The organism is Burkholderia sp. S171 (assembly GCF_009766085.1).
Classification (GTDB): domain Bacteria; phylum Pseudomonadota; class Gammaproteobacteria; order Burkholderiales; family Burkholderiaceae; genus Caballeronia.
On the sequence record NZ_LMUF01000017.1, the window covers coordinates 89,367 to 113,286 of the forward strand.

A 23,920-nucleotide genomic window follows, 5' to 3' on the forward strand; every position below is an offset into this window, starting at 1 on the left:
ATGGAAGGGTGTCTATACCGTCTTGACATGGGGAGGACGGCAGACACAATTGCCTCGGTCCTAGGGATGGCGTCGGAGGGTCATGCGAACAGGTCCTTTGTGATCCACATTTGTGCGATTTGATAGACGCGTCGGCCCAACACTCCACTGGCATAATGGATAGCCATACATAGTTTCCTAGCCAAGTGTCAGCAGATAGACAAACGATCCCGGTCGATTTCTCAACCATCCAGTCCGAATTCGTGACAGAGATAGCTCGAATTTTACGATGGCTGAGGGCGTTCGATCGCGTCTCGGCGACGCGGGGCACAGGGCTTTCGCGATGGTACCGAGGCAAGGTCGTCACTCTCTATTGCAGAAGTCGAACACTTGGTGTTCGACTTCGAGGCGGCCATGGGCTGTGCATTGCTAATGTTGAAGTCGGCCGGGACTATCGTGGTGGTGGGTTTTTCGGACTGTTGATAGGCGCGATGACCACAGATTCAAGTTTTCCGTTTGATCGGATCGAGCTTGAATCGGTCTTCAACGAGCGGTTCGCGTCGTGGCTCGAACGCAATGGATTTCGCCGTTTCGACGGCGCGGGAGCATTTAGCTGTACCGCCAATTCCTTTTTTCGCCAACTGCTACCGACGGATCAGCTCCGTTGACAGCGGTGAACGGCGCAGTGCGTTTAACCGCCTGTGCTTGTCGGAAGCTGCGCCCAACAAGTTCCACGGCAATAGTTCGTCGGTACGACTTATTGGGTGTTCTGCAATGTGGGTGAACACGTGGCGCAGGTAGGCCTCTGGTTCAATGTCACCAAGCTTGCACGAACAAAACAACGAAGGGACACCTCTATTCTTTTGGCCGATCAGCTGCCTGCTTGCTGCGCCACGTCGTACATCAGGTCGACCGCTTCGGGAAACTAGTTGGCAAGCGAGTGGGAGCCGATGAAGCGCAATTCATGTTCGTAGATCGTGAAGGGATTGACATCCACGGTCGCCTCGACGTGATGCACGCCCACCTGAACCAGCGCCGGTTTTACGGATGTGCTTCAGTGCCTGTCTGAGGGCAGGCATCACGCCAGCCGCTTCGAACACCACTTCGGACCGCTCGTCTTCGATTTCTTCCGGCAAGTTAATTGACGACTGCTACTTGACATGCTAAGCACCACTCGCAACGGCTGAATCTCGGCTGCGAGCTGTCTGGCGTCGGTCAGCCAGCGAGAAGCGCGATCAGTGAAGCCAAATGATCGCAGTCCATGCAACAAGGTCGTGATTATCTGCAGAGTCGTCTAAAAGCGCCCTTGATACTCTCTATAGCCAGGCCTGCGGGCATCGATACGCAACGCTGCTTGACTTGTGGAGCAAGTCAGCTTTCGTGAGGTAACGTTTCTTCCTTGCATGGATATTACGCGTGAGTGCGGTGCAGATTTGAAGGCGAAAACAAACTGAAGCTGACGCGCCCGTTTTCCCATTTGCCTGCTGGCGTGGCTGACGAGCGGATCAGCGCTGCACGAAACGAGGCAGATAGACGGTCACTGCGGTTCCCTGGCCCGGCTCGCTCTGAATGAACGCGTGCCCCCCGGTCTGTTGGGCAAAGCGCTGCACTACGGATAGGCCTAGGCCCATTCCCAGTCCGTTCGGTTTAGTTGTGAAAAAAGTATCGAACGCGCGATCTTTAATTTCTACTGGCATTCCTGCGCCTAAGTCTTTTACCGCGATGGTGACGTATGGTCCCTGTGGCAGCGAGGTCGGCGGTCCGAACGTCGAAGCGCTCACTTCGACATTATTGCTTTGGATTGTTATCGTGCCGCCTCCAGCCGTAGCCTCATAGGCGTTCAAGAGCAAATTCAAAACGGCTGTCTCCGCCTGCACTCGATCGCAATAGGCTTCCCACAGGTCGGGAGCGAGCACCAGATCTACTTTTATTTTCGGGGGGAGCGCGCCGTGCAGCATTTCCTCCACCCCGACGAGCATTTGGTTGACCGCCAACACCTGCGGTTCAGACGATTGAGGGCGCAGCAATTTGCGCACTTGATGATTGAGAGTCGCCGCACGCTGCGCGGCAGTGATGGCGTTAGCGATGAAGCGTTCCGCCTCAGGCCCGCGATTCTTCGATAACATGCGGCGAATCAGTTCCAGCGAAGCGACGACACTTTGCAGTTGATTGTTGAAGTCGTGAGAGATTCCATTAGCCAAGTGTCCCATGGTCGCTATGCGGTCAAGTTGAAACAACGCCTCTTCCGATTTTTCTAATGCCGCGTTCGCACGCTTTTCAGCGCTTACGTCGCGACCTATAAAGAAGACGGACGTATCGACGGTAACGGCTTGCCATGACACCCAGGCGGCCTCATCGCCCTTGCGCATGCACCTATTGGTAAAGGCAAGTGCTTCGCCGCCTTTGTCGATGGCCGCCACCGCGGCTAGAGTCAATGCACGATCATCAGGATGAGCAAGGCTAAAAAAAGAATTTTCGCGGAATTCGGGCAGCGACCAGCCGAGGACATGCGCGCACCCGAAATTGACGTCCAATATCTGGTGGGCTAGGTCCGTCTGGATTAGCAATTCCCGGGAATGCCAAGCAACGCTCTGAGGTAAATTCACCAAGCTCATCTGTCCCTGTTTCAAATTGCTCTCGCACGCAAGAAGCCGGTAACCGACGCTCCTACATCAAGCGCTCTGGCGGAGCATACCAAAAGGCCATATGGTCCGAAGGCTTTCGGCATTCCGGCGCCTGCGAAAAAACGACCTTGGTCTTAAGGCGGCATCAGACTGCCAATATCACCCGATTTAGAGGTCGGGATATACAATGCCGTGCTCGCTGGGGCCACGGGCTGACGCTCTACTTCGAGATATACCCGGCCCCGATGGGTGGAGAGCGGAAAGCCTAATACTGAGGGAGTTATGACACTCGTAAAGAAATCGAAAATTGCTGCTCCTGCCGGAAAATTATCAACCCCGGCGCAGTCCACCCCCGCCCCGGCCAAGAAAACGCGCGCTGCCTCCGCCCCGGCCAAGAAGACGCTCGCTGTCCCTGTCCGCGAACAGACGATATCCGAGCGGGTTGCCGCAGCAACTGAGGAGTTGGCTTCCGGGCTCATGCAGGCGTCCGCGGCAACCAAAGAACTAGGCCGTTCAATGGAGCAAATCGCCGCTGGGGCCGAAGAAGCCGCAGGCGCGTCCCAACAGCAATCGGCCGGAATGAAACGCATCGTTGCGTCTCTCGCGACCGCGAAAGCAGAAGCCGATGCGTCTGGACGTCGTGCTGAAACTGTCTTGACCACGCTTGTTGAGACTAGCGCGCAGATCGCTTCGTCTATTCGCTCGATCGAACGAAACGCCGAGCGCCAGCTTGCGGCCGTCGCCATCATTAGCGAACTTGAACGTCGCGCCAAGGAGATTGGGACGCTAACGCAAACCGTAAGCGATATCGCCGATCAGACCAATATCCATGCACTGAATGCCGCTATCGAAGCGGCGCGTGCCGGCGAACAGGGGCGCGGTTTTGCCGTGGTGGCAGAGGAGGTGCGCACCTTGGCGGAGACTTCGGATAAAAGCGCACAGGCGGTTCAGCAGCTCTCAGAGGCTATCCAGGCCGATGTGGGTGCCGTCGTCATTGCGCTAAAGTCGGCTTCGGAAAACGCCACCGTCCAGGCCAAGGCTGCGACCAAAGTGATCGAGAATCTGGCGAGCAGAAGAAGCGACATGATTCGCATCGGCGAGGACAGTCGTGCCGTTTTTGCGGCCGCGATAGAAGCCGAAAGCGCCGCGCTTGAGGCCGAGAAGGGTACGGAGGAGATCGCTAGCGCCGCCGAAGAGCAGTCCTCCGGCGCAGCCGAAGCGCAGGCAGTGGTCCAGGAGCAGCACAAGTCACTGGAACAATCACAAATAGCAGCCCGCGCCTTGGCAACCCTTTCCGAAGACCTCCGAGATGGGACAGGTGGCGCCTCAACCGCTGAGCAGATCAGTTCCTCGGCCGAAGAACTTTCGGCAATGATCCAGGAACTGTCCAGCACCGCCACTGAACTCATGGCCGCGATCGAGGAAATCAACCGCGCCTGCCAATTGCAGGCCTCGGCCACGCAGCAAACTTCCGCCGCCCTCGCGCAGATCGAAAAGAGCGCGCAGCTCTCGCAGGAAAACGGGCGGGTAGCGCGCGAGAGGGTGAAGGCGCTCGAGGCAGGGCTTGCGCAGAGCAGCGAGGCCATCAAAGGCCTGATCGACGGCGTCAAGATCGCCTTGCAGGAGACCCAAAACAGCGTCAAGACCGTTGGCCGCCTTGGCACGGTAGGGCGGAAGATCGAAAAGACCGTTAATGCCATTTCGATGACCACGCTGCAGACCGGCATGCTGGCGGTCAGCGGCCTGGTCGAAGCGGCACGCGGCGGAGATGCGGGACGCGGTTTCGCCGTGGTCTCGACCGATATCCGCAATCTCGCAGGCGAAGCCTCGGAAAATATTGACCGCGCCAAGGATACCGTGCGGGACATCCTTGATCAGGTTGCGCTGCTGGAGCGCGAGCTTGATCAGATCATTGTCTCTGCTGAGCTCGAAGTACAAAACAACTTGGCCGTTTCATTGTCGCTCGCAAAAATCTCTCACGAGATCGAGGCGTTGGGCGCCGGGAGCGAGCTTATTGTCGAAGGTGCCGACACCATATTGACGGCCACCGTGGAAGCCGCTGCCGGGGCGCGGCAGGTCGCAAGCGCAGCAGAGGAAGCAAGTGCTGCCTCCCGTGAAGCGGCGAGCGCTGCCGCCGAACAATCGCAAGGGGCCGAGGATCTCGCTGCCGCCGTAGAAGAGATTGCCTCGCTTGCCGATGAACTGAAGCTGCAAAATGCCTGAAATTATCGAAGACGCGGGAGCGACATCGACCCTTCAATTTTTGACCTTCAGGATTGACGGGCGGCGCTATGCGCTGCCGGCGCATGAAGTCGCGGAGATCATCCGCGTTCCGCCGATGTCCCGGGTTCCGCAAAGCCCCCCTGCGCTTCTTGGCATCACCAATTTGGGCGGGGCCGTCCTGCCGGTCGTCAGTTTGCGCGGGCTGCTGGGCATTGAGGAGACGCAAGCGCGTGCCAGCACGCGCGCCGTCGTTCTCAATATCGGGAGCAATGTAGCCCTTGTCGTCGACGCGGTGGACAACCTAGTCGGGATTACGCCCGAACGGATTGAAACCCATCAATCCGAACTGGGCATGGAAATCGGTGAGAAACTGAAAGGATCATTTCTGACCGGCGCTGAAGGCGAAGCCGTGAAAATCCTTGACATCAAAGGCCTCCTAGATGCCGCGTTCGTAAAACGTAGACGCGCTACGCAACAACCCGCGCGTACCATGATGGCCAGGGCAGTCGCAGTGGTCGAGGAAAGGAAAACTGCGCATGAAATGTTGCTCACCTTTGACGTCGCTGGTCAGGAATTTGCCTTTGATCTCACCGACGTTCAAGAAGTCATCCCCGCTCCCAAAACCCGCATCGCAATCCCTAAAGCTGAAACGTTGGTCCTCGGGGTGACGGCTCTGCGCGGCACCTTGCTGCCACTTCTGTCCTTGCGCGGTCTGCTTGGTTTTCCGACTGCGACGCAAGCCGATAGCCGCGAAAAGGTCGTGGTCTTGAATGTCAATGGGGCGCAGGTGGGGTTAGTCGCTGACGCGACGCGGGCGATCGTGGCGGCTGAAACCCATCTTGTCGATCCGATTCCGGGCGTTCTTGCCTCCCGTGCGGGCGGAGAATCCAGGATAAGGGCGATCTATCGCGGCGATGCTGGGAAGCGGTTGGTTTCGATCCTGGCGCCGGAGCAGTTGTTTCGGGAGGACGTAATGCAACGCTTGCGCGCACATCATGAGCGAGGCGAAGTGCAATTGACTGCACAAGCGCCTGCCGGGGAAGACAAAGAGAATTTCTTGATCTTTCAACTGGGCGGGGACGAATTTGCCCTGCCTATCGATGCGGTCGAAGAGATTGCGGCCCTCCCTGCGCAAATCACTCGCGTTCCAAAAACGCCGAATTTTCTGGAAGGCGTGGTCAATCTTCGCGGTGCGGTGCTGCCTGTGATAGATCTTCGCCGCCGCTTCGATATGCCCCTTTCAACCGGAGTGAAGGGGCGACGCCTTATCGTGGTCCATACCGAACGGCACCGTGCCGGCCTCGTCGTGGATGGCGTCTCCGACGTTCTGCGGACCAGCAAAGCGGCGATTGAAGGGGCACCGGACTTGACCGATGACATCGCTCGGCTAGTTAGCGGCGTAATCAACCTCAATGCATCGGGCCGCATTGTTCTTCTGCTTTCGCCGCCTGAGTTGCTGACCCGCGTTGAGCGCGGCATACTGGATAAATTCCAAGCTGTTCAAGGGCGGATTGTTGAGTGATTAAAGTTCTAATTGTCGATGACTCCGCTCTGGTGCGAAAGCTCTTTGGCGGCGTCTTCGGGAATGACCCCGAATTCGAAGTTCAGTTTGCGCCGAATGGCTTGGAAGCGCTGGAGCAACTGAAGGTCTTTAAGCCGAATGTCATCACGCTTGATGTCCAGATGCCTGGGATGAACGGACTGGACTGCCTTGACCGGATCATGCTGGAAAAACCCACGCCCGTCGTCATGGTCTCGTCCCTGACGGCGGAGGGAGCCGAAGCGACACTTGACGCTCTACGCCTTGGGGCCGTCGACTTCGTGACCAAGCCGGGCGGGGCAGTCTCCATGCGCATGGCAGAGTTTGCCCCCGTTCTCCTAGAAAAGGTGCGCGCGGCCGCAACGGTTAAGGTCAGAGCGAGCGCGCGCCTACGAGAGCGCATTCGACACCGCGCTAGCATCTCGAGCACGACGGCGCCTCGCGTCCCAAGGCTCAAAGATCAGGCACCGCCGCTCGCGCCCGAGGCCGGTGAACGGCTAGTGGTAGTGGGAACCTCGACCGGCGGCCCGCCCGCGCTCGAAGCTCTGTTGACCACGCTTCCCGCAGGGTTTCCTTGGCCTATCGTAATCGCCCAGCATATGCCGGCAAGCTTTACCGGTGCTTTGGCGCGCCGCCTGGATGGCATTTGCAATATCCGTGTTCAGGAAGTCCGAAGTCCGACCGCGCTGAAACCTGGAACGGCATATATCGGGCGCGGTGATGCCGACGTCATTGTGACCCGCCGCGCCGGGGCGTTGTTCGCCATGGCTATGCCCGCCGAGGCGGGCTACCCTTGGCACCCCAGCACCAACCGGCTCGTGCGGTCGGCCGCGGAGCATATCGCCCCCCGCCAGCTTATAGGTATCCTGATGACCGGTATGGGCGATGACGGCGCGGCAGCCATGGTCGAGCTGCGCGCATTGGGCGGTGCGACGATCGCCGAGGCCGAAGAAACCGCCGTGATCTGGGGCATGCCCGGTGAATTGGTGAAACGCGGCGGTGCCGAATGGGTCGAACCCTTGGCAGGGATCGCCGATCGCTTGATGTCCCTTGTTCCTATCCATGCCGCTAATCCGTAAATCAACTACTTCTCCAATTCCGTTACTTTCCGGTAAGGACGGTGTGCTGCGCTCCCTCTTCGAGGGGGACGCCGAGGAACGGTGGGTTGCAGCCCGCGCCGCCGCCGGTGTGGCCGGGGGGGCGAAGGCCCTGGGGGCCGCGCTACGTCTTGAGCCCGACGTTCGTGTCCGCGAGGCGATCCTTACCAGCCTCACCCGCATGGCCAGCCCGGACGCGGTTGAGGCGGTCCTGCCTTTGATGCGCGCCGAGATCGCAGCCTGGAGGACTGGTGCCATCGATGCATTGCGGGCGATGCAGCAGGCAGCATGGCCTTATCTGCCGCAATTGCTGGCCGACCCCGACGCCGATGTCCGCTTGCTGGCTTGTGAGATTGTGCGAACGCTTCCCGGAGAAAAAGCGACAGCACTTCTCTGCGGCCTGATCGAGCGCGAGAGCGAGGCCAATGTCTGCGCCTCGGCCATCGAGGTCCTGGCCGAGGTTGGCACCGCCGAGGCTCTCCCCGCTCTCGAACGGTGTGCCGCGCGTTTCCAAGGCATGCGTTTTCTCGAGTTCTCGATCAAGGTCACCGGCGACCGTATCCGATCGCAAACTGCCGGACTGGCGTGAGCGAGTTCACCGCGATCACCGAGGAGGAATTTCGCAGGCTTTGCGAATTCATCTACCGGCGTACAGGGATGGTCTTCACTGAGGCCAAGCGCTACTACATTGAACGCCGGCTCGTGGAACGCATGTCGATCGCGGGCTCCGGATCATTTGCGAGTTATTTCGCACGCCTGCGTACCGATGTAGACCGCGAGATAGAGCGTCTCATCAATGCAGTCACCGTCAATGAAACCTACTTTTATCGAGAAGACCACCAGCTCCGCTGTATGACCAACGATCTTCTAGCCGATCGTTTGAAGCATAAGGCTAGGGGAGAAACCATTCGCATCTGGTCGGTGCCTTGCTCGACCGGCGAAGAGCCCTTTTCGATTGCCATCTGGCTGCTGGAAAACTGGCGGTTGGTCGATCAATACGACATCGAAATCGTCGGCTCTGATATCGACACGACGGTGATGGAGAAGGCTCACGCCGGGGTTTTCGGCAAGCGCGCCTTGATGCGCCTCACGGACGACCTCGTCCGGCGGTATTTCGAACCGCAAGGAGCGGAGATCTGGAAGATCATCGAAGAATTGCGCCAATCGGTCCTCTTCACACCGGTCAATCTTGTCGACCCTGTTGAGACCCGGCGACATGGACGCTTCGATATCATCTTTTGCCGCAACGTCCTAATCTATTTTGACGATGCCTCGCGCCGCGTCGCCGCGGAAAACCTTTACGAAAATTTGATGCCGGGCGGATTTATCTGCCTGGGGCATACGGAGTCGATGAGTCGCATTAGCCCCTTGTTTTCAGTGCGGCGTTTTACCGACGCGATCGTTTATCAAAAAGCCACGGAAGGACCCGCATGAGCGATAAGAGGATGCGCGTAATGGTGGTTGATGATGCGGCGCTTGTGCGCCTCTTTTACCGCGAAACGCTTAGGAAAGCGGGATTCATCGTGGATGAAGCGCTCAACGGACTGGAAGCGCTTGAAAAAGTTCTTTCTGAAGCCCCGGACTTGCTCATCGTCGATGTCAACATGCCACAGATGGATGGCATTACCTTCATCAAGACGCTGCGACGACAGAAACCTCCTGTGGCAGGAATTCCGGTCCTCATCGCCAGCACGGAGGCAGGCCCACAAGACTTTGCCGCTGCCCGCGAGGCAGGTGCCAATTTCTACTTGGTGAAGCCCATTGAGCCGGACAGGCTGCTCGCTTTCGCCGCAATGATGTGCGGGGTGGCCCCATGAACGAATTCCTCGAACAGTTTGTGATCGAATGCCGCGAACAGGTCGAGCAGGCGACCGCCGATCTTTTGGCGCTCGAAAAATCGCCATTGAACATCGAAAGGCTGGACAGCGCCTTTCGCGCATTTCACAGCTTGAAAGGCGGCGCAGGCATCGTCGACTTTGACGCGATGGCCGAAGCCGTCCACGGGGCAGAAGATGGTCTCTCGTACGCCCGCAAGGGGACGGTAGCGATCTCAACGACATTGATCGGCGATTGCCTCGCCTGCCTTGATCAAGTTATCCAATGGGTAGACGAGATCGCCAGGTGCGGTGACCTTCCCAAAGACGCGAGCAAGGAAGCGGCTGCCATCGTAGCGCGTTTCTCACGCGGAGATGGAATGGGTCCTGGCGCCGATCCGCGGCCCGAAGTGGAGCAACCTGTCGGCTGGGTCGCCACCATATTAGCGAAACATCCGGACGCTGCGCGAGAGGCGCAATGCGCGCTTCGATATACGCCCAGCGCGGATTGTTTCTTTTCCCAAGAGGATCCGCTTGCGCGCATTGCAAGACTCCCCGGACTGTTGACCATCGATGTCTCCCCAGTACATCCTTGGCCGCAGTTGTGCGATCTCGATCCGTTTCAATGCAATCTTGTCTTGGTGGTCCTTTCGAGCGCGTCGGAGACCGAGATTCACAAAGCGCTGTCCGACATTTTGGATCGCTGCCACATTGAAGCCTTAGAAGCGACCGTTCGGAGGCCCGCTTCCTCGTTGTCACTCGACGCCCGCTCCCTGTTGGAGGCACAACTTACGCTTCTTGAAAGCACGGATGGCGATGACTTTGCCGGTAAGGTCGCATCCGCAGGCGCGGTCGCGGCTAATGTGTTTCTTGCCCAGTGTGACAACGGCCTGGCCGTCTCGATCGAAAAAGCGACGGCGCAAAGCCTGGCAGAAGGCCAGACCGCTCCCATCGCTCGCGCGATCGAGGCAATACTTTTTGAGGAGGCCGCCAAACCCGGCGCGCCATTACCTTTCGGGACTGAGCATGAGACCACCGCGCGGGCCTTGCGAATTGACGCCCGACGGGTGGACAGCCTGGTCGATCTTACGACCGAGCTTACGGTCGCCAAGAACGCAATCGGCCACGTCGTGGCTTTGGCCCAGAACGGCGACGAGGGACTGGAGCAGCTACTAAAGCAACGCTTCGCCGTCCTTGACCGTCTGATCGGTGAATTGCAGCAGGGCGTCCTCGCCCTACGTGTTCTGCCTCTGCGGCATGTGTTCCAGCGATTTCCTCGCCTGCTGCGCGAGATTGCTGCGGGCCTCGATAAATCTGTCAATCTAGTGACGGAAGGTTCTGAGACGGAAGCCGACAAAGCCATCGTCGAGATGCTTTTCGAGCCGCTTTTGCATGTGGTCCGCAATGCTATAGATCACGGCATTGAGGACAAAGCGGCCCGCTTGGCGCTCGGCAAGCCAGCGGTTGCGACGCTTGGGCTTCGTGGCTATCGGGAGGGCGAAAACGTTGTCGTCGAGATCACCGATGACGGACAAGGGATCAACGTAGAGCGAGTTCGCCAAGTTGCAATTGACCGGGGCGTCGTAACCGCGGAGGCGCTTGCCGCCATGAGTGAAGCGCAGGTCACGACCTTGATCTTTGAGCCGGGTTTTTCGACGGCCCAGTCGGTGACCGGTCTCTCCGGCCGGGGCGTGGGCATGGACGTGGTTCGCACCAAAGTTGTTCGCATGGGCGGCACGGTCGGCATCGAGAGCAGGCCTGGGGCAGGCACCGCCGTCCGCTTTACGCTCCCCTTCAGTGTCATGCTTACCCGGATTATGGTTGTGAGCGCCGCGGGGCAGAAATTTGGCATTCCCCTCGATGCCGTGGTTGAAACCTTACGCGTGGGTCCTGACGCCATTGCACGGGTGGGCGCAGCGCAAGCGATCGTGCTGCGCAACCAGACCGTTCCGGTAATCGATCTGCGAGAGGCCCTCAACTTGCACGAGGGTGACCGACGCCGAGACGCCATTTTGGTCGTCGCCAACGTCGACGGCGTTTCCAGCGCCCTCCGGGTTGACGTGATAGGCGAGCGCTTCGACGCCATGTTGAAACCCCTGGAAGGTCTTCTGAGTGGGACCCCCGGCCTGGCCGGTTCAACCCTCCTTGGCGATGGAAGCGTTCTTTTGATCTTAGACCTTACGGAGCTCTGTCGATGACTGTCAAAGCCGCTGTAAATGGCATAGTCGTCCTGTCCGGCGAGTGCCCGAGTGAAGATGCTGAACCTCTTCACCGCTATCTTCTGGCGGACCCTGTTCCCACGGTCGATTGGCGGACTTGCGAAACGCTGCATGCTGCCGTTTTCCAGGTTCTTCTGGTCGCCCGCCCGCATATGGTCGGGCCACCGGGAGATGATTTCTTGCGCCGGCTTGCCGGGCATTTGCCTCGCTAGGGAAAGTTATGACAGACGGCGGACTTGGTTGTAAAATTCGTACTATTTCTGTCCACCGAAAGCCCTGAAAATGCCGCAGCAATGAGCCTCACCATTCTGATCGTCGATGACAGCAAATTGGCGCGCATGTCAGTCGTCAAGTCGCTGAGAGCCCTTCATCCGGACTGGACCCGCCTTGAGGCAGGTAACGCCGAGGAGGCCCTTCGCCTTACCCAAAACAGCAACCCCGATATCGCGCTCCTCGACTTCAACATGCCGGGCCTTGATGGTCTCGATCTCGCCGCTGAACTTCGTGACTCGCATCCCCGCATGATGATTGCCCTCATTTCGGCCAACCGGCAGCAAGAAGTAATCGCACGCGCCGAAGCGATGCAGGCCAGCTTTCTCGCCAAGCCGCTCACCGAAGCTGCGCTTGCGGTCTTTTTGACCAAAGCCGCAGACACGCGCGGAAAGGACTGACGGTTTGAACGCATCCACGCCCATCCATCTGAGTGAATTGGAACTCGATGCGCTCACTGAGTTGGTCAATCTGGGTATCAGCCAAGCTGCCGGCGATTTGGCAACGATGGTCCGCCAGGAAGTAGTCTTGTCGGTCCCCAGGGTCGCTCTGGTTGGGCGGGATGAGGCCATTCATGTACTTGGTGGCGCTGAAGCCAAGGATCTTGTCGCTGTGCATCAAGTCTTTGAGGGCGATATCATCGGTCGCGCGCTTTTGATCTTCCCGGAAGCAAAAAGCCTCGAACTCGTCCGAGCTGTTGTCGGCGGCGACTTGTCCTTTGAAGACATCATCGAACTGGAACAGGAAGCACTTTCCGAAACTGGCAACGTCATCTTGAATGGCTGCCTTGGGACGATTGCCAACGAACTTGAGCGTAGCCTGAAAATCTCGCTGCCAGAGGTTCTTCACGGGCAGAGCGCGGATTTATTCGAACTAGCCCCCCCGCCAGAGTCCGGTGACACGGTGATGTTGATCTATATTCACTTCGCGGTCCGTGAGCGTGATATAGACGGGCATATCGCGATGCTGCTTGATATGCCCTCTCTAGCAGTCTTGAAGGATCTCCTCGCTGCCTATATCCGTCGCGTGGCGGGCGACGTTCAGACTTAGACCTCATGGCCGAAAAGGATAAGTCTTTCCAATATCCCATTCTCGACGCCGTCGATGCCGGGATGATTGTCGTTGATGTCGACCGACGCATTGTTCGCTGGAATGCCTGGATGAGTTCGGCGAGCGGACGAGGTCGGGAGGAGGTCTATGGCGCGTGCCTCGCGGATGTTTTTCCGGATTCGAATCTTGGGCGTCTTGATGCCGCCATCACCGCTGCCATCACGCGTGGACTTTCTGGTCTCTTAACGCATGCGCTCCACGCCCAACTCCTGCCGCTGCGGACCAGGGCCGGCCGCGAAATGCTACACGACATAACTGTCTCTTCGATCCGCGATGGATCAGACGGAAAATGCCTGATTCATATCGTCGATGTGACCATGGCCGTGCGGCGCGAGCGCTATCTGCGCGATCGCCAGAAAGCGCGCTATGACGCGGTGGTTGAAAACGCTCCCGATGCCATCCTGACCCTTGACGCGGATGGGATCATTCGCCTTGCCAATAACGCAACCCAATCTCAATTCGGATACGACCACGGTGAGCTGATTGGCCAGCCCGCGGCGTGCCTCTTTGAAACGAAGGAGCTTTGGGAGGCGGCGTGGCGCTGCATTCTCGAACACGCACAACTTCTACATCCGGTGGAATTGACCGCCCTGCGCAAAGACGGTTCTCACGGATACGTCGAACTATCGGCTTCGCGGTGGAAGAACGACAACCACGTTCATGTCACTGCCATCCTGCGCGATGCTGGCGAACGCCGAGTTGCGGAAATGGACTTACGAGCAAGCGAAGAGCGCTTTCGCGCCTCGGCGAAGGCGCTGGCGGAACTCAATGCGACGCTGGAACAGCGGGTCGTTGAGCGCACGAACCAACTACTGGAGGTCAAAGACGCCCTCCGTCAAAGCCAGAAGATGGAGGCTATCGGCCAGCTTACCGGTGGAATCGCTCATGACTTCAACAATCTTTTGCAGGGCATCGTCGGCGCCCTCAACATGGTGCAAAAGCGAGTGGCTGAAGGGCGGATCAGCGAAGTCGAACGGTTTTTGCAGGGGGCAGTTTCATCTGCCGAGCGCGCTTCGACGCTGACGCACCGTCTTCTCGCATTTTCGCGTCGCCAGCCGATCGACCCCAGACCTATCGATGTCAACGCATTGGTTGGAAGCATCGAAGAACTTGTGCGCCAATCTCTGGGCGAGGGCGTCAAGATGGTCATTTCGGGCGCCGACGACCTATGGCTGATTCGGTGCGACGCCAATCAACTCGAAAATGCCATCCTCAATCTCGCGATCAATGCGCGTGATGCGATGCCGGATGGGGGCACCTTGACGATTTGCACCGTGAATGCATCGTTCGACGCAGCGCAGGCGCTGATACGAGATCTTCAGGCAGGTGACTACGTCGTCCTTCGCATTCATGATACCGGCGTTGGAATGCCTCCGGATGTTCAGGCTCGCGCCTTCGATCCGTTCTTTACAACCAAACCGCTTGGCAAGGGAACCGGACTCGGGCTTTCCATGATCTATGGCTTTGCCCGTCAAGCCGAGGGGTCAGTGCGGATCAAAAGCGAAGTGGGCAACGGGACGACCATCGAGCTCAGCCTTCCGCGGTTTGATGGCAACACGGCTGTCGTTCTCGGCGAGCCTCCCTCCGTTGCCGAGGATGGAACGGGCAATAATGAAGTGGTGCTGGTGGCCGAAGACGAAGAAGTCGTGCGCTTCCTGGTTGTAGAGGTATTGAGTGATCTTGGTTACCGTGTGCTTGAGGCGGCGGACGGACGCGCGGCCTTGCAGATATTGCAGTCAACGCAAAAGATCGATTTGTTTGTGACTGATATCGGCTTGCCCGAAATCAACGGCCGGCAAGTGGTCGATGCTGCGCGCGAAATACGGTCGTCACTGAAGGTGCTCTTTATGACCGGTTACGCCGAAGTCGCTGCAGACGGGCAGTTTTTGGAGAAGGACATGGAACTCATCGCCAAACCCTTCACCGTGGACAAGTTGGCAGCGAAGATCAGGGAAATGCTGTCAGCTGGAACCTAGTCTGTGAAACTACCTGCGATGGTTGCGGCCTAACGCTCTGGTGGATTGCTAGCTCGATAGCGAAATCTTGCCGTCGTCCTGACACCGCTTCAGGCACGCTCGGAGTGCAGCTAGAGGAAGAGTATTGTTATGAAATATCTTTCCGCTTTACGAATCGAGAGGATAAACTTTTCGCCACAAAAAAATTCACCCAAAGGGGTGGTGTCGCCCAGCCATCCGGTAGATTTCGGAGTGACAACAGGCGGCCGGTCGTTCCATCATGCGATGACGATTCCAAAGGAAAGGTCGCACTATGTGTTATTCGGCGCAGATCGTGGCGGACTACCGCAAGTACGTGAAGATGTTCGGTCCCGACATGGATATCAGGGAATTCGCACGGCTCTACTGGGAGCGCGTCGAGGGCAGCGGCGCGAAGGTTCCCAAGGGCATGGATGCGGCCTTCGTGGACCCGGCAACAGAAGAAGAACATCGAATCAAACAATGGATCGAGCGGTATGACGCGGCTCAGGCGACGAAGCTCGAACAGGAACTGTTCAAACAGCGCACGCGGCTCGCGGACGCGGCACGTGTTCTTCAGACCAAATCCACAAAGGCTACCATCGAGAGCAAACAGATCGCCACGGGCAAGGTCGCGGCAACGCTGCGCAGGCTGGACGACCTGCGGCGAACGGAAGCGGTAGACCGCGACTCTCGGATATTCCCCTGTCAATACGCGCCCGTCATGGTGATGGAGAATGGCCGGCGTGTCATTAAACCGATGCGCTATCAATGTCGGCCGGCAGGTAAGCCCGCAATCTACGACGTGAAATATCCCGGCACCTATAACGCAAGACGAGACAACCTTGAGGGTTTCTGGAAGGGCTTGTTTGGCTACACGCACGGCTTGATGCTGGTCAGTGCTTTTTATGAAAACGTGCCACGGCATCGCATGGAAGGTCGTGAGCTCGCCGAAGGCGAGAAAGAAGAAAACGTCGTCCTCGAGTTCAAGCCCAATCCGCCCCAGGATATGCTCATCGCTTGCCTATGGTCGAAATGGACTGGTCGTGACGAACCGGATCTCCTTTCGTTTGCCGCTGTCACGGACGACCCGCCGGCGGAGATCGCATTAGCCGGCCACGACCGGTGCATTATTCCTATCAAGCCCGAAAACATCAGTGCCTGGCTGAACCCCGATCCCGCAGATCTGGACGCGCAATACGCCATTCTTGATGACCGTCATCAACCCTATTATGAGTATCGACTTGCGGCTTGAACTGAAGGAGCTTTGCGTACGTTATTCAGATCGTGAAAAGAATGTCGATCTCGGAACCGGAGCGTCGCATTGTCGATGTCGTAGAGCGTGAGGTGGCCAACTTTGGTGACGAGCACATCGTCTCGCTGAATGCGCCGACTGCTCGTGTTCACGACCGCGCGCGTTTGATGGCCTCAAGCGCCTTCATCCGGGCAATGTCTGCAAACAATTCCGCCCACTTCCCAAGAAGCGACGTATCGTCAGTCAGAAACGGCGGGTGCTCGGCCCACGCGCTGACGCTCGGCCCCTTCCAGCCGATCTCGAACACCCGCATGTCTTCGTCATCGCTGACGCCCGAATTGATGAGGTCCGTGAACGAGGCCAGGTTGTAAAGATGAACTTCTAGCGGATCGATGTCGTAGAGCGCGGCAAGCAAAGCTGTAGCCCGCCTGGATGCCACATCGCTGCTGCCCGCCCTCAGGAAGACGACGCGTTCATCGCTGCTGTTGGGTTTGCCAAAAATCACTCGGTACAGGGAGGTTCGGCACCGATCACTCAAGTGCGTATTCATGTACGGTCGTGTCTCGACTTTGCAAATCAAAAAACGGCCTGGTCTGTGGCGTTCATTGCAGATTTCTGCTCACGGCTTTCCGTCAATCGTCCTAGTCCAAGCCGAGCGCCCACTTCCCTTGTTGGAAAGCGTTTTCTCCGTGCAGGAACGACAGCGATCATCCATGGTCGAATGCCATTGTCATCATAGGAGAAAACATGGGTGAAAAGTTGAACGCCGGATATCGCGACCTGCTCGCACAACGTGCAGCATTGGACGAACAAATTGAAGCGCTTCGAAGCGTCGAACGCGGTGACGTGATCGACTGGATCTTCGAGCAAATGGCGCTGTTTCAGATCAAACCGGAAGACCTGGTTTCACGGCGCGGTCCGAAAAAGCACTCCGGTCCGGTCGCAGCGAAGTATCGTGATCCTCAATCGGGCGCCACGTGGAGCGGCCGTGGAAAGGCGCCGCGCTGGATGGCGGACCAGGACCGAGAAAAATTCCTGATCGCAGATTAGTTGGTGGCGAGGCGAGGGTCTCAAAACTTATCCCCAACTTTTGTGGGCAGGCCTGTGGATGATTAGTCGAGAGACGGTGTAAGTCATTGTTGTTGCTCGGCTTTAGATACGAGCGCGATGTGCGTCACCTAAGCGTCAGCCAACCGTCACCCTACCGCCGGCCTCATTCGACCAGAGCGGGTTCAGGCTCCGGCGGCTCACCTCTTTTGGACGCGGGCTTGAGCCCCGCTAGGACGTTCTGCCGTACGTGCTGGTGGATTAACAGAAGCCGCAGATTTTCGATTGCGACCAACTCGCCGAGATTCTCCGCCCGCCATGCCTGATGGATGGTTCTGAAATAGCCGTCGATCTCATTGATGACGCCACGGCTGAACTGAACTTCCAGGACGAGCCGTTCGACATCTTCATTGCCGCGATATTTCTTCCAGAGCGAACGCAATTCCCGCAGGCTGAGCGGCGCGAACTCGGGCAAGGGTCTAGCCATGACGGCGCGCGCTATCCACTGATTGCCACGTGCTCGACTGCGGGCGTGGGCAGCTCCACAATCCGCGGTGGCGCACGGCGATGCTCACTGATCAGGTTGGGCGACGGGTAGAGCTTCACGATGATCGGCGTCACCGCGACGGGGCCCTTTCGTTTGATTATCTCAATAGCGACCCCATCGGCTGCAGGCCGAACGGTCAAACGAAGCGGCGCGGACGACGCGTCTTGCGCGCAGGCGAGGGGGCGCACGACCACAAATAGCGTCTCTGAGCTCTGAGCGGCGAGCAGCAGCCTTCGCAACGACTCCGAGCGGATATGTTGCTGCCACAGCACGAGAGCGCTGCAACTGCCTGTTCTAAGAATTTGCTCCGCGCTCCAGAGCGCGTCGGATGATTTCGGCGTGGTCAGCCACATGAGCCTGCTCGGACGAACGCCCATGTACGCATAGCCCAACGCATGGGGAGTCTGCTGAGGTGCGACCAGCGCGATGGAGCGTCTTTGAACGACGGCCGGCAGTGCGGGACTGAGTAGGCGCATTTCTCCGATGCCAGCCTGCTGCAACATCAATTCGATCAGTGTTCCGACAGGCCAGCCTGCGCCTAGCCGCTGCGCAGACAATGCGGGATAACCGGTGTCGACAGTGCGCCCGTAGACGCGGGCGAGTTGGGTCGCGCGCCACAACGCTGGGTGGATCGACTCGGGGTGTTCGGGTAAGGCGCTCATGGAAGGCACTGTATATGCGTACAGTATTCCGCGCAATGGAATGCGCAGCGGCGGAGAGTCGGTACGGGCACGGCGTTGAAGCGGCTAGCAAATCACGTTGCCTGCTTGCAGGCCCATGTGGCCTTACCGCATCACAATCAAACAAAGGCGCGTGCAAATTCGATAACTAGGGTTTATACTTAGTTTGTCTCCTCCATGTCTCGACTGATATGGATTGCGCCCGCCATCTGAGCGGGCTTTTTTTCGTCCTTGTCGACGCCGCGCTGTCGGATTTGCAACTCTGAATGGCGGTATGGACATCGCAACAAAAAATGCGACATATCGCGCGAGCACCGGTTTGCAAGATTTCGTGCCTTCTGCTACCCCCACAGATTGATGGAGGAGGGGCGGCAACCGCATGCAAGCGACTGCGTTGAGCCGTGGATCGGCACGTCGAAGTCTTGCGCCATGTGTCTTTACCCGGTCGATCGCAAGAACGTCTCGTCGCTCCAGACGCTTGGTCGGGAAATGCATTGGCGCGATCCAGTTCGGCAAGTGTCCCGCCATCACGCCGTCCGAGGAAGAAAGCTCACGTGGGCTTTGACCAAAACGTGACGAGGTGTCGCTCAATCTCGCATAGGTTCGTCATGAACAAACTCAACTAACCGTCTGCCACTTTCCAACTGTCCTAACACCGGCGGCTAGGTAAGCGCATGTCCTACAAGGTTTTCACGCTCGAAGACACGGTGATGCTGTCGTGGAAGGAGGCCTGTGCGATCACCACACAGAGTTTACCCGCGATATCGCGGGCAGCCAGCCGCGGATCTTCGGCTCAACTACGTCTTCTGGGAGGATTTGGAGTTGATAGTTGGCGGCTAGGCAGACTCGCTGCTCGGCCTGGCTGACGGTGTTGGCGGGGTGCTATGGGTCGAAGAATTGCGGAGTGGCATGCGCTCTACGAGCATTTGGTCTGGGTCGACTTGACCACCGAGGCACAGCGTTCTTGGGTGAAGTTCGGTCGATGCAGCGATCTGGCTTTTTACTAGGGGTAGCGTCGCCGCGCGTGCAACACGTTCAGAATCTGAATCCGGTCCAACTTCACGCGATAGACGACGATGTAGTTCGGCAGAACAATCATTTCCCGAGTATTTGGCCTTCGACCCTCCCGGTAGACATAGGGGTGATCGGGCAGTGCGGCGGCAGCCGCGATGATTGATTCAAAAACAAAATCGGCCGCTGCCGGCTTTGATCTTCGATATGGTCAAATATGCTTTGGAGTCTGCGTCGAGCGCGCGGGCGCCAGTCAACGTGCATTGCGCGCCTTTCGCCGTTCTTCGATGTGCGCTCGCATCTCCGCGACGACTTGATCGTGCGGAATGTCCGGGCCAACCTCGTCGATTGATGCCTGCACCTCGGCGCAGAACCATGCGTCGTAGGCTTCAGCCTCTTCGAGAGTGTCGTGCTCGGTAAGAGCGGGGTCGATCGGAATTCTTCCCATGAGAGTCACCTCTTTTTGATCTGTTAATGATAGCGCTCCCCAGTTGGAGCGTCACCGCGACCTGCAAATACCCGCTGAAACTCCCATCGCACGCCACACAAGAAATGTGGCGAGACGGCGACACTTGTAACCGGAAGTAACCGGAGTGTGCGATGCACCACATAGCGATCATCCGTTTGCACATACCATGGATTCACTGACCGACAACAACCGCCCGGATACATAAAAACCACGATTCAGAGGCAAAAGGTCAGATACGAGAGAAATACTATCAAGGCGGTAACGGGGGTTTCCACCTTGATTTGCGGCCCGGCTTTTGTCGGGCCTTTTACTTTCTGCGCTCGATTTGGCATCCCCACCTTGGAAATTTTCTTCCAGGTTGCCTCTCTGGACGCAGGAAAATCGTCTTTATCGCCTCGTTGACACCTCAACAAATCAGTGAGCCAATCGCGACCGCAGCGATGGCTATCGAAGCTCCGGGACTATCCATGGGGAAGATACGGCGTTGTTTTCCTGCGCTGGACTGCTGCCTCGCAAAAGCGCGACGTCAGACTCCCGATCAGGCGCTGTCACATCGCATAGCCTGTCGGCCAGTAGGCTTTTTCGTCTTGCCCGAACGGCGACTGATACGAGCGCTCGAGATAGTTCACGGCAAACTTACGAGCCGACATAATCTTGACGGCATGGGCGCTGTGCTAGATGGGTTACGTCGCAATAGCGGAGGCTGGTAGCTGCGGGACCTTACAGCATGATGTAAACGACTATGAAAGGCCTGAGTCCGGCGGTAGCCAAGGTGCTGAAGCGGTTGCACTATCCGCTCGAGATCATGCTGGTCTGCATGCGTTGGTACGTGGCCTACCCGCTGAGCTTGCGCAATCTCGAAGAGATGATGGCCGAACGCGGGATTGCGGTCGATCATTCGACCGTTCACCGATGGGCCATCAAGCTTCTGCCGCTGCTTAAAAAGGCGTTCCGCCGCTATATGATCGCCAAGGGGCAGATGAAAAGGCTGCGACATCGGACAGACTCCCACAGAGCAGTTCTACTCGTTAGCGGTATAGATAGTCCTTAGCATACCAACCATTGTTCAACTCACTTTTCTTATCGCGACAGAACCGTTTCGCACGCATGCGTTGCCCGTTTTGGTACGATTTAAGCTCCGCGATAACAACAGAGGGCCGGTGAACCTTATTTACGTGAGCATAATGACCCGATCGGCGCAGATTCTCGCCGCGCTCGTGCTATTGGTCGTGTCAGCGGTCTTCACCGGCTACGTCACCCACGTCCCCCTACTCATCACAGTCATGCCCTCGCTGCAGGGCATGTCGGTTGTGACAGCCCTTGGCATTGGCTGCGTCGCCCTGGCGTTTTTCGTTCCGCGCGGCGCAGCCTTCGTAGTCTGCTGGGCAGCACTGCTGGCAGCCATCGCCGCGCTGGCCTCTCATGCGGTTCTCGGGCGCGATGCCTTCAGTCCTTACCTGGCACACGTTTTTTTTGGAACACCGTTCGGGGAAAGCGGGCACACGTCCGTCGCAACAGCGATCGCAATTGCCCTCATTGGGTTCGCGCAGCACCAACGGTTACTGCGACGGCACCTTCTCGCCGATGTGCTCGCAAGTACCGCGCTGCTGCTATCCAGCACTGCGCTGCTAGGCTACGCATACGGCGTGAGCGACTTATACGCGCTATTTCTTTTCAACACGATGGCGGTTCACACTGCCGCCGCGCTCTTCGCACTTGGGCTTGCTACAGTGTTTGCGCAAGCAAACCGCGGCTGGGCGCGAACAATTGCCTCCTCACGCCCGGGCGGCGGCGCAACGCGGCGCCAGCTAGCGTTCACGCTCCTGCCGCCGGTCGCAGGTGGTCTGCTGCTCGAATCCACCCATGTTGGTAGGCTCGGACCGGGCGTCGCGATGGCGCTGCTCGTCGTGATCACTATTGCCCCGCTCATAGCGCTAATTCTCCACGACGGCAGGACGCTTGACGCGCTCGACATTGAACGGGAATCATCCGACCGGCTGAAGGAGCAAACCGCGCACGAGTTGAAGGTGCGGCTCGCCGAGCAGGCCGCCGCGCTCAACCGCGAAAGCGCTGAGCGCGCGAAAGCTGAATCCGCTATGTACGACGCGCAGCGGCTGGAGGCGGTAGGACAATTGACAGGTGGAATCGCGCACGATTTCAATAATTTGCTCATGGGGATTTCGGGCAACCTGCACCTGACTCAGAGCCGGCTCGGTGTGGAGCATCCAGCGCGTACCTTCGTTGACAATGCGGCGGCCGCCACGCAGCGAGGCACAAAACTCACCGGACAGTTGCTCGCGTTTTCGCGTACGCAACGGCTCGATATTCGGCCGATCGAACTGGACGCGGTTGTGCAGGATGCGCGAGCTCTGTTCGGCAATGCGCTGGGCCCAAAAATCGCCATCGATATAGAGTTGCTGGCGCCCGGTGCTTGGATCCTCGCCGATGCCGACCAACTCCATCTCGCCATATTGAATCTTGCGCTTAATGCGCGTGATGCAATGCCTGCTGGGGGTGCTTTTAGCATTCGCACGCTGGTTGGGCCGGTGTCAGGCGACGATACGAGAGGCTCGAGTTTTGCCACCATCCGCGTGAGCGACAGCGGCATGGGCATGGCTGCCGAGGTTGTCGATAGGGCGGTCGAGCCGTTCTTTACCACAAAGGAACGCGGTAAGGGGACGGGCCTCGGCCTCGCACAGGTCTATGGTGTGGTGAAGCAGTGCGGCGGCGATCTGCGCATCCGGAGCACACTGGGAAGCGGCACCACGATCGATTTGCGTTTGCCGCTTACAGCTGCGCGGACGGCCGCCGTTCCAAGTGTTCCGAAGTCAGAAGAAACGTCAGTTCCCGTAACTTCGCGTACAGGCCCCCTCCTTGTGATCGACGACGACGAAGACGTGCGCGTCGCACTGGCAGAAATGTTTCGTAGTGCAGGCTACGAAGTGTCGGAAGCTGAAAGCGGTGCAGCCGGATTGCGTATGCTTGACGAGATCACGCCGGTGCTGGCTGTCATCGACTTCATCATGCCCGACCTGAATGGAGCGGAAGTCGCTCGCCTTGCTCGCGTGAAACTGCCCTCGCTACCGATCATCTTTGTAAGCGGCTATGCCGACACGCTCGCGCTCGATGAGATCGGCAATGCAACCATTCTGCGCAAACCCGTCGGTCCGGAAGCGTTGCTCAGTGCTGTCGATAACGCACTACGAGCGGCATGAACGTAGTGCGCATAACACGCGTTTAAATTGGTAAACTTCGCGTTGCCACGTGCTCACCCACATTGCAGATTACCCAATCAATCGTATCGACGAACTGTTGCCCTGGAACCTGGCGGCGCAGCTTCCGGCAAGCACAGGCGTTTAAACGCACATCGTCGTCCCTCGCTGTCAACAGCGCGTACCATGAGCACAGACTCCGCAAGACCTTGAGTCAATCGATCCGTTCAAGCTTGAAATGAACTTCCGCGTAAGCGGCGTTGCAGCGCCATAGCTCTACGCCATCACGATCAAAGATTGCCTGCCCCTTCGAGACGGTACAGCTGGTTTCAGGAAATACCAAGCCGTGTCCATTCATTGCAGCCGCCAACGCGTTGCGTTCGTTGCAAGTCGCTTTGTATCGACGATCGTGCAATGCCTTCATTGACTTCTCGTGTTTCGTCTGTTCCGCGATCTTACCCTGTCAAGACCGTAGTCACGCCTCGCTTAGCAGTCCAGCAGGAAAGCGAGACTGTCCGCGACAGACTGATTGTCATCGGGCTTCAATCGGATTCCAAGCCTTGAGGACATCGTACAAACACGTGATACATAGGCGGACCGCATGTGTCGTGATTTAACCAACAGCGTCGAACGGAGAGTTGGATCAGACCCACCGGCCGCAGCGTGCGCGTCTGTCTACCAATTCGTACTGGTCAACATTAAAAATCCAATGTTTTCAACCGGTTGTGTGATGGCGTACCGCGGCGCCACCGTTTGGCATGCACTTTGCATTGATCCTGATCGAGGAGTGCGACACCCTCAAACAAGCTCTGACATTCCTGACTGACTAATTTACCCTCGGAGAATTGAA

At 57.9% G+C, this 23,920-nt stretch carries 21 protein-coding genes and 2 pseudogenes; 15 read left to right on the forward strand and 8 right to left on the reverse strand.

The genetic code is table 11. The features are described 5' to 3' along the window. Positions 1-623: 623 nt before the first annotated feature. Both GSQ93_RS10675 and GSQ93_RS10680 read right to left on the reverse strand, forming a co-directional pair. Positions 624-812, reverse strand: a pseudogene (locus GSQ93_RS10675) (transposase domain-containing protein); the annotation flags it as partial. Positions 813-1,484: 672 nt separating this feature from the next. Next, the gene (locus tag GSQ93_RS10680) at positions 1,485-2,594 is read right to left on the reverse strand and encodes a PAS domain-containing hybrid sensor histidine kinase/response regulator (protein WP_158935617.1); all 1,110 of its coding nucleotides are present in this window, start codon (positions 2,592-2,594) and stop codon (positions 1,485-1,487) included. Positions 2,595-2,885: 291 nt separating this feature from the next. Between GSQ93_RS10680 and GSQ93_RS10685 the strand changes: the two genes are divergently transcribed. The 12 genes from GSQ93_RS10685 to GSQ93_RS10740 all read left to right on the forward strand — a co-directional run bounded on the left by GSQ93_RS10685 (position 2,886) and on the right by GSQ93_RS10740 (position 16,104). Further along, positions 2,886-4,826, forward strand: a complete 1,941-nt coding sequence (locus GSQ93_RS10685; RefSeq protein WP_158935618.1) for a methyl-accepting chemotaxis protein — start codon at positions 2,886-2,888, stop codon at positions 4,824-4,826. After that, positions 4,819-6,348, forward strand: coding sequence for a chemotaxis protein CheW (locus tag GSQ93_RS10690; protein ID WP_158935619.1), 1,530 nt, complete (start codon positions 4,819-4,821; stop codon positions 6,346-6,348). The genes GSQ93_RS10685 and GSQ93_RS10690 overlap by 8 nt, the downstream gene beginning before the upstream one ends. Beyond that, positions 6,345-7,445, forward strand: coding sequence for a chemotaxis-specific protein-glutamate methyltransferase CheB (cheB, locus tag GSQ93_RS10695; protein ID WP_158935620.1), 1,101 nt, complete (start codon positions 6,345-6,347; stop codon positions 7,443-7,445). The genes GSQ93_RS10690 and cheB overlap by 4 nt, the downstream gene beginning before the upstream one ends. Positions 7,446-7,488: 43 nt before the next feature. Then, positions 7,489-8,052: a HEAT repeat domain-containing protein gene (locus tag GSQ93_RS10700; RefSeq protein ID WP_158935621.1), complete on the forward strand. Its 564-nt coding sequence runs from the start codon at positions 7,489-7,491 to the stop codon at positions 8,050-8,052. Then, positions 8,049-8,897, forward strand: a complete 849-nt coding sequence (locus GSQ93_RS10705) for a protein-glutamate O-methyltransferase CheR (protein ID WP_254073835.1) — start codon at positions 8,049-8,051, stop codon at positions 8,895-8,897. The genes GSQ93_RS10700 and GSQ93_RS10705 overlap by 4 nt, the downstream gene beginning before the upstream one ends. Next, on the forward strand, positions 8,894-9,280 hold the full coding sequence (locus GSQ93_RS10710; protein WP_158935622.1) for a response regulator: 387 nt from the start codon (positions 8,894-8,896) through the stop codon (positions 9,278-9,280). Before GSQ93_RS10705 ends, GSQ93_RS10710 begins: the two co-directional genes overlap by 4 nt. Further along, complete coding sequence (locus tag GSQ93_RS10715) at positions 9,277-11,475, forward strand: chemotaxis protein CheA (RefSeq protein WP_158935623.1); 2,199 nt, start codon at positions 9,277-9,279, stop codon at positions 11,473-11,475. Before GSQ93_RS10710 ends, GSQ93_RS10715 begins: the two co-directional genes overlap by 4 nt. Then, a complete protein-coding gene (locus GSQ93_RS10720; protein ID WP_158935624.1) occupies positions 11,472-11,708 on the forward strand; it encodes a hypothetical protein in 237 nt (78 codons plus the stop codon). The genes GSQ93_RS10715 and GSQ93_RS10720 overlap by 4 nt, the downstream gene beginning before the upstream one ends. An 81-nt stretch (positions 11,709-11,789) precedes the next feature. After that, complete coding sequence (locus GSQ93_RS10725) at positions 11,790-12,167, forward strand: response regulator transcription factor (RefSeq protein WP_158935625.1); 378 nt, start codon at positions 11,790-11,792, stop codon at positions 12,165-12,167. A gap of 4 nt (positions 12,168-12,171) precedes the next feature. Next, positions 12,172-12,816: a chemotaxis protein CheX gene (locus GSQ93_RS10730; RefSeq protein WP_158935626.1), complete on the forward strand. Its 645-nt coding sequence runs from the start codon at positions 12,172-12,174 to the stop codon at positions 12,814-12,816. A 5-nt stretch (positions 12,817-12,821) separates the two neighbouring features. Further along, on the forward strand, positions 12,822-14,852 hold the full coding sequence (locus GSQ93_RS10735; protein WP_158935627.1) for a PAS domain-containing sensor histidine kinase: 2,031 nt from the start codon (positions 12,822-12,824) through the stop codon (positions 14,850-14,852). 292 nt (positions 14,853-15,144) lie between these two features. Continuing rightward, entirely contained in the window at positions 15,145-16,104 is a 960-nt protein-coding gene (locus GSQ93_RS10740) for an SOS response-associated peptidase family protein (RefSeq protein WP_158935628.1), read from the forward strand. 148 nt (positions 16,105-16,252) lie between these two features. Here the strand turns inward: GSQ93_RS10740 and GSQ93_RS10745 are convergent, their stop codons facing one another. Beyond that, on the reverse strand, positions 16,253-16,654 hold the full coding sequence (locus tag GSQ93_RS10745; RefSeq protein WP_158935629.1) for a hypothetical protein: 402 nt from the start codon (positions 16,652-16,654) through the stop codon (positions 16,253-16,255). A 197-nt stretch (positions 16,655-16,851) separates the two neighbouring features. Between GSQ93_RS10745 and GSQ93_RS10750 the strand changes: the two genes are divergently transcribed. Then, positions 16,852-17,154: an H-NS histone family protein gene (locus tag GSQ93_RS10750; protein ID WP_158935630.1), complete on the forward strand. Its 303-nt coding sequence runs from the start codon at positions 16,852-16,854 to the stop codon at positions 17,152-17,154. Between the two features lie 163 nt (positions 17,155-17,317). On the opposite strand, the gene GSQ93_RS10755 is transcribed toward GSQ93_RS10750, so the two are convergent. The 4 genes from GSQ93_RS10755 to GSQ93_RS10770 form a co-directional block, all read right to left on the reverse strand. Continuing rightward, the gene (locus GSQ93_RS10755; protein ID WP_158935631.1) at positions 17,318-17,626 is read right to left on the reverse strand and encodes a hypothetical protein; all 309 of its coding nucleotides are present in this window, start codon (positions 17,624-17,626) and stop codon (positions 17,318-17,320) included. A gap of 23 nt (positions 17,627-17,649) precedes the next feature. After that, positions 17,650-18,360: a translesion DNA synthesis-associated protein ImuA gene (gene imuA / locus GSQ93_RS10760; RefSeq protein ID WP_158935632.1), complete on the reverse strand. Its 711-nt coding sequence runs from the start codon at positions 18,358-18,360 to the stop codon at positions 17,650-17,652. A 1,021-nt stretch (positions 18,361-19,381) separates the two neighbouring features. Next, positions 19,382-19,552 carry a type II toxin-antitoxin system RelE/ParE family toxin gene (locus GSQ93_RS38070; RefSeq protein WP_367889748.1) on the reverse strand — a complete coding sequence of 57 codons (171 nt, stop codon included), beginning with the start codon at positions 19,550-19,552 and terminating at the stop codon, positions 19,382-19,384. Between the two features lie 90 nt (positions 19,553-19,642). Then, positions 19,643-19,837: an antitoxin gene (locus tag GSQ93_RS10770; protein WP_158935633.1), complete on the reverse strand. Its 195-nt coding sequence runs from the start codon at positions 19,835-19,837 to the stop codon at positions 19,643-19,645. Between the two features lie 763 nt (positions 19,838-20,600). On the opposite strand from GSQ93_RS10770, the pseudogene GSQ93_RS10775 reads away from it, so the two are divergent. Continuing rightward, positions 20,601-20,816: pseudogene (locus tag GSQ93_RS10775) on the forward strand (IS6 family transposase); the annotation flags it as partial. A 226-nt stretch (positions 20,817-21,042) separates the two neighbouring features. Next, positions 21,043-23,073 (forward strand): ATP-binding protein, encoded by a 2,031-nt coding sequence (locus GSQ93_RS10780; RefSeq protein WP_158935634.1) that lies wholly within the window; start codon positions 21,043-21,045, stop codon positions 23,071-23,073. A gap of 211 nt (positions 23,074-23,284) precedes the next feature. Here GSQ93_RS10780 and GSQ93_RS10785 read toward each other — a convergent pair whose 3' ends face one another. Next, the gene (locus tag GSQ93_RS10785; RefSeq protein WP_158935635.1) at positions 23,285-23,494 is read right to left on the reverse strand and encodes a hypothetical protein; all 210 of its coding nucleotides are present in this window, start codon (positions 23,492-23,494) and stop codon (positions 23,285-23,287) included. Between the last annotated feature and the right edge of the window lie 426 nt (positions 23,495-23,920).

Bases quoted from the DNA above. Each gene is read 5' to 3' on its own strand.
- GSQ93_RS10680 (WP_158935617.1), bottom strand. From the start codon at position 2,594: ATGAGCTTGGTGAATTTACCTCAGAGCGTTGCTTGGCATTCCCGGGAA.
- GSQ93_RS10685 (WP_158935618.1), top strand. From the start codon at position 2,886: ATGACACTCGTAAAGAAATCGAAAATTGCTGCTCCTGCCGGAAAATTA.
- GSQ93_RS10690 (WP_158935619.1), top strand. From the start codon at position 4,819: ATGCCTGAAATTATCGAAGACGCGGGAGCGACATCGACCCTTCAATTT.
- GSQ93_RS10710 (WP_158935622.1), top strand. From the start codon at position 8,894: ATGAGCGATAAGAGGATGCGCGTAATGGTGGTTGATGATGCGGCGCTT.
- GSQ93_RS10715 (WP_158935623.1), top strand. From the start codon at position 9,277: ATGAACGAATTCCTCGAACAGTTTGTGATCGAATGCCGCGAACAGGTC.
- GSQ93_RS10720 (WP_158935624.1), top strand. From the start codon at position 11,472: ATGACTGTCAAAGCCGCTGTAAATGGCATAGTCGTCCTGTCCGGCGAG.
- GSQ93_RS10725 (WP_158935625.1), top strand. From the start codon at position 11,790: ATGAGCCTCACCATTCTGATCGTCGATGACAGCAAATTGGCGCGCATG.
- GSQ93_RS10735 (WP_158935627.1), top strand. From the start codon at position 12,822: ATGGCCGAAAAGGATAAGTCTTTCCAATATCCCATTCTCGACGCCGTC.
- GSQ93_RS10740 (WP_158935628.1), top strand. From the start codon at position 15,145: ATGTGTTATTCGGCGCAGATCGTGGCGGACTACCGCAAGTACGTGAAG.
- GSQ93_RS10745 (WP_158935629.1), bottom strand. From the start codon at position 16,654: ATGAATACGCACTTGAGTGATCGGTGCCGAACCTCCCTGTACCGAGTG.
- GSQ93_RS10750 (WP_158935630.1), top strand. From the start codon at position 16,852: ATGGGTGAAAAGTTGAACGCCGGATATCGCGACCTGCTCGCACAACGT.
- imuA (WP_158935632.1), bottom strand. From the start codon at position 18,360: ATGAGCGCCTTACCCGAACACCCCGAGTCGATCCACCCAGCGTTGTGG.
- GSQ93_RS10770 (WP_158935633.1), bottom strand. From the start codon at position 19,837: ATGGGAAGAATTCCGATCGACCCCGCTCTTACCGAGCACGACACTCTC.
- GSQ93_RS10780 (WP_158935634.1), top strand. From the start codon at position 21,043: ATGACCCGATCGGCGCAGATTCTCGCCGCGCTCGTGCTATTGGTCGTG.
- GSQ93_RS10785 (WP_158935635.1), bottom strand. From the start codon at position 23,494: ATGAAGGCATTGCACGATCGTCGATACAAAGCGACTTGCAACGAACGC.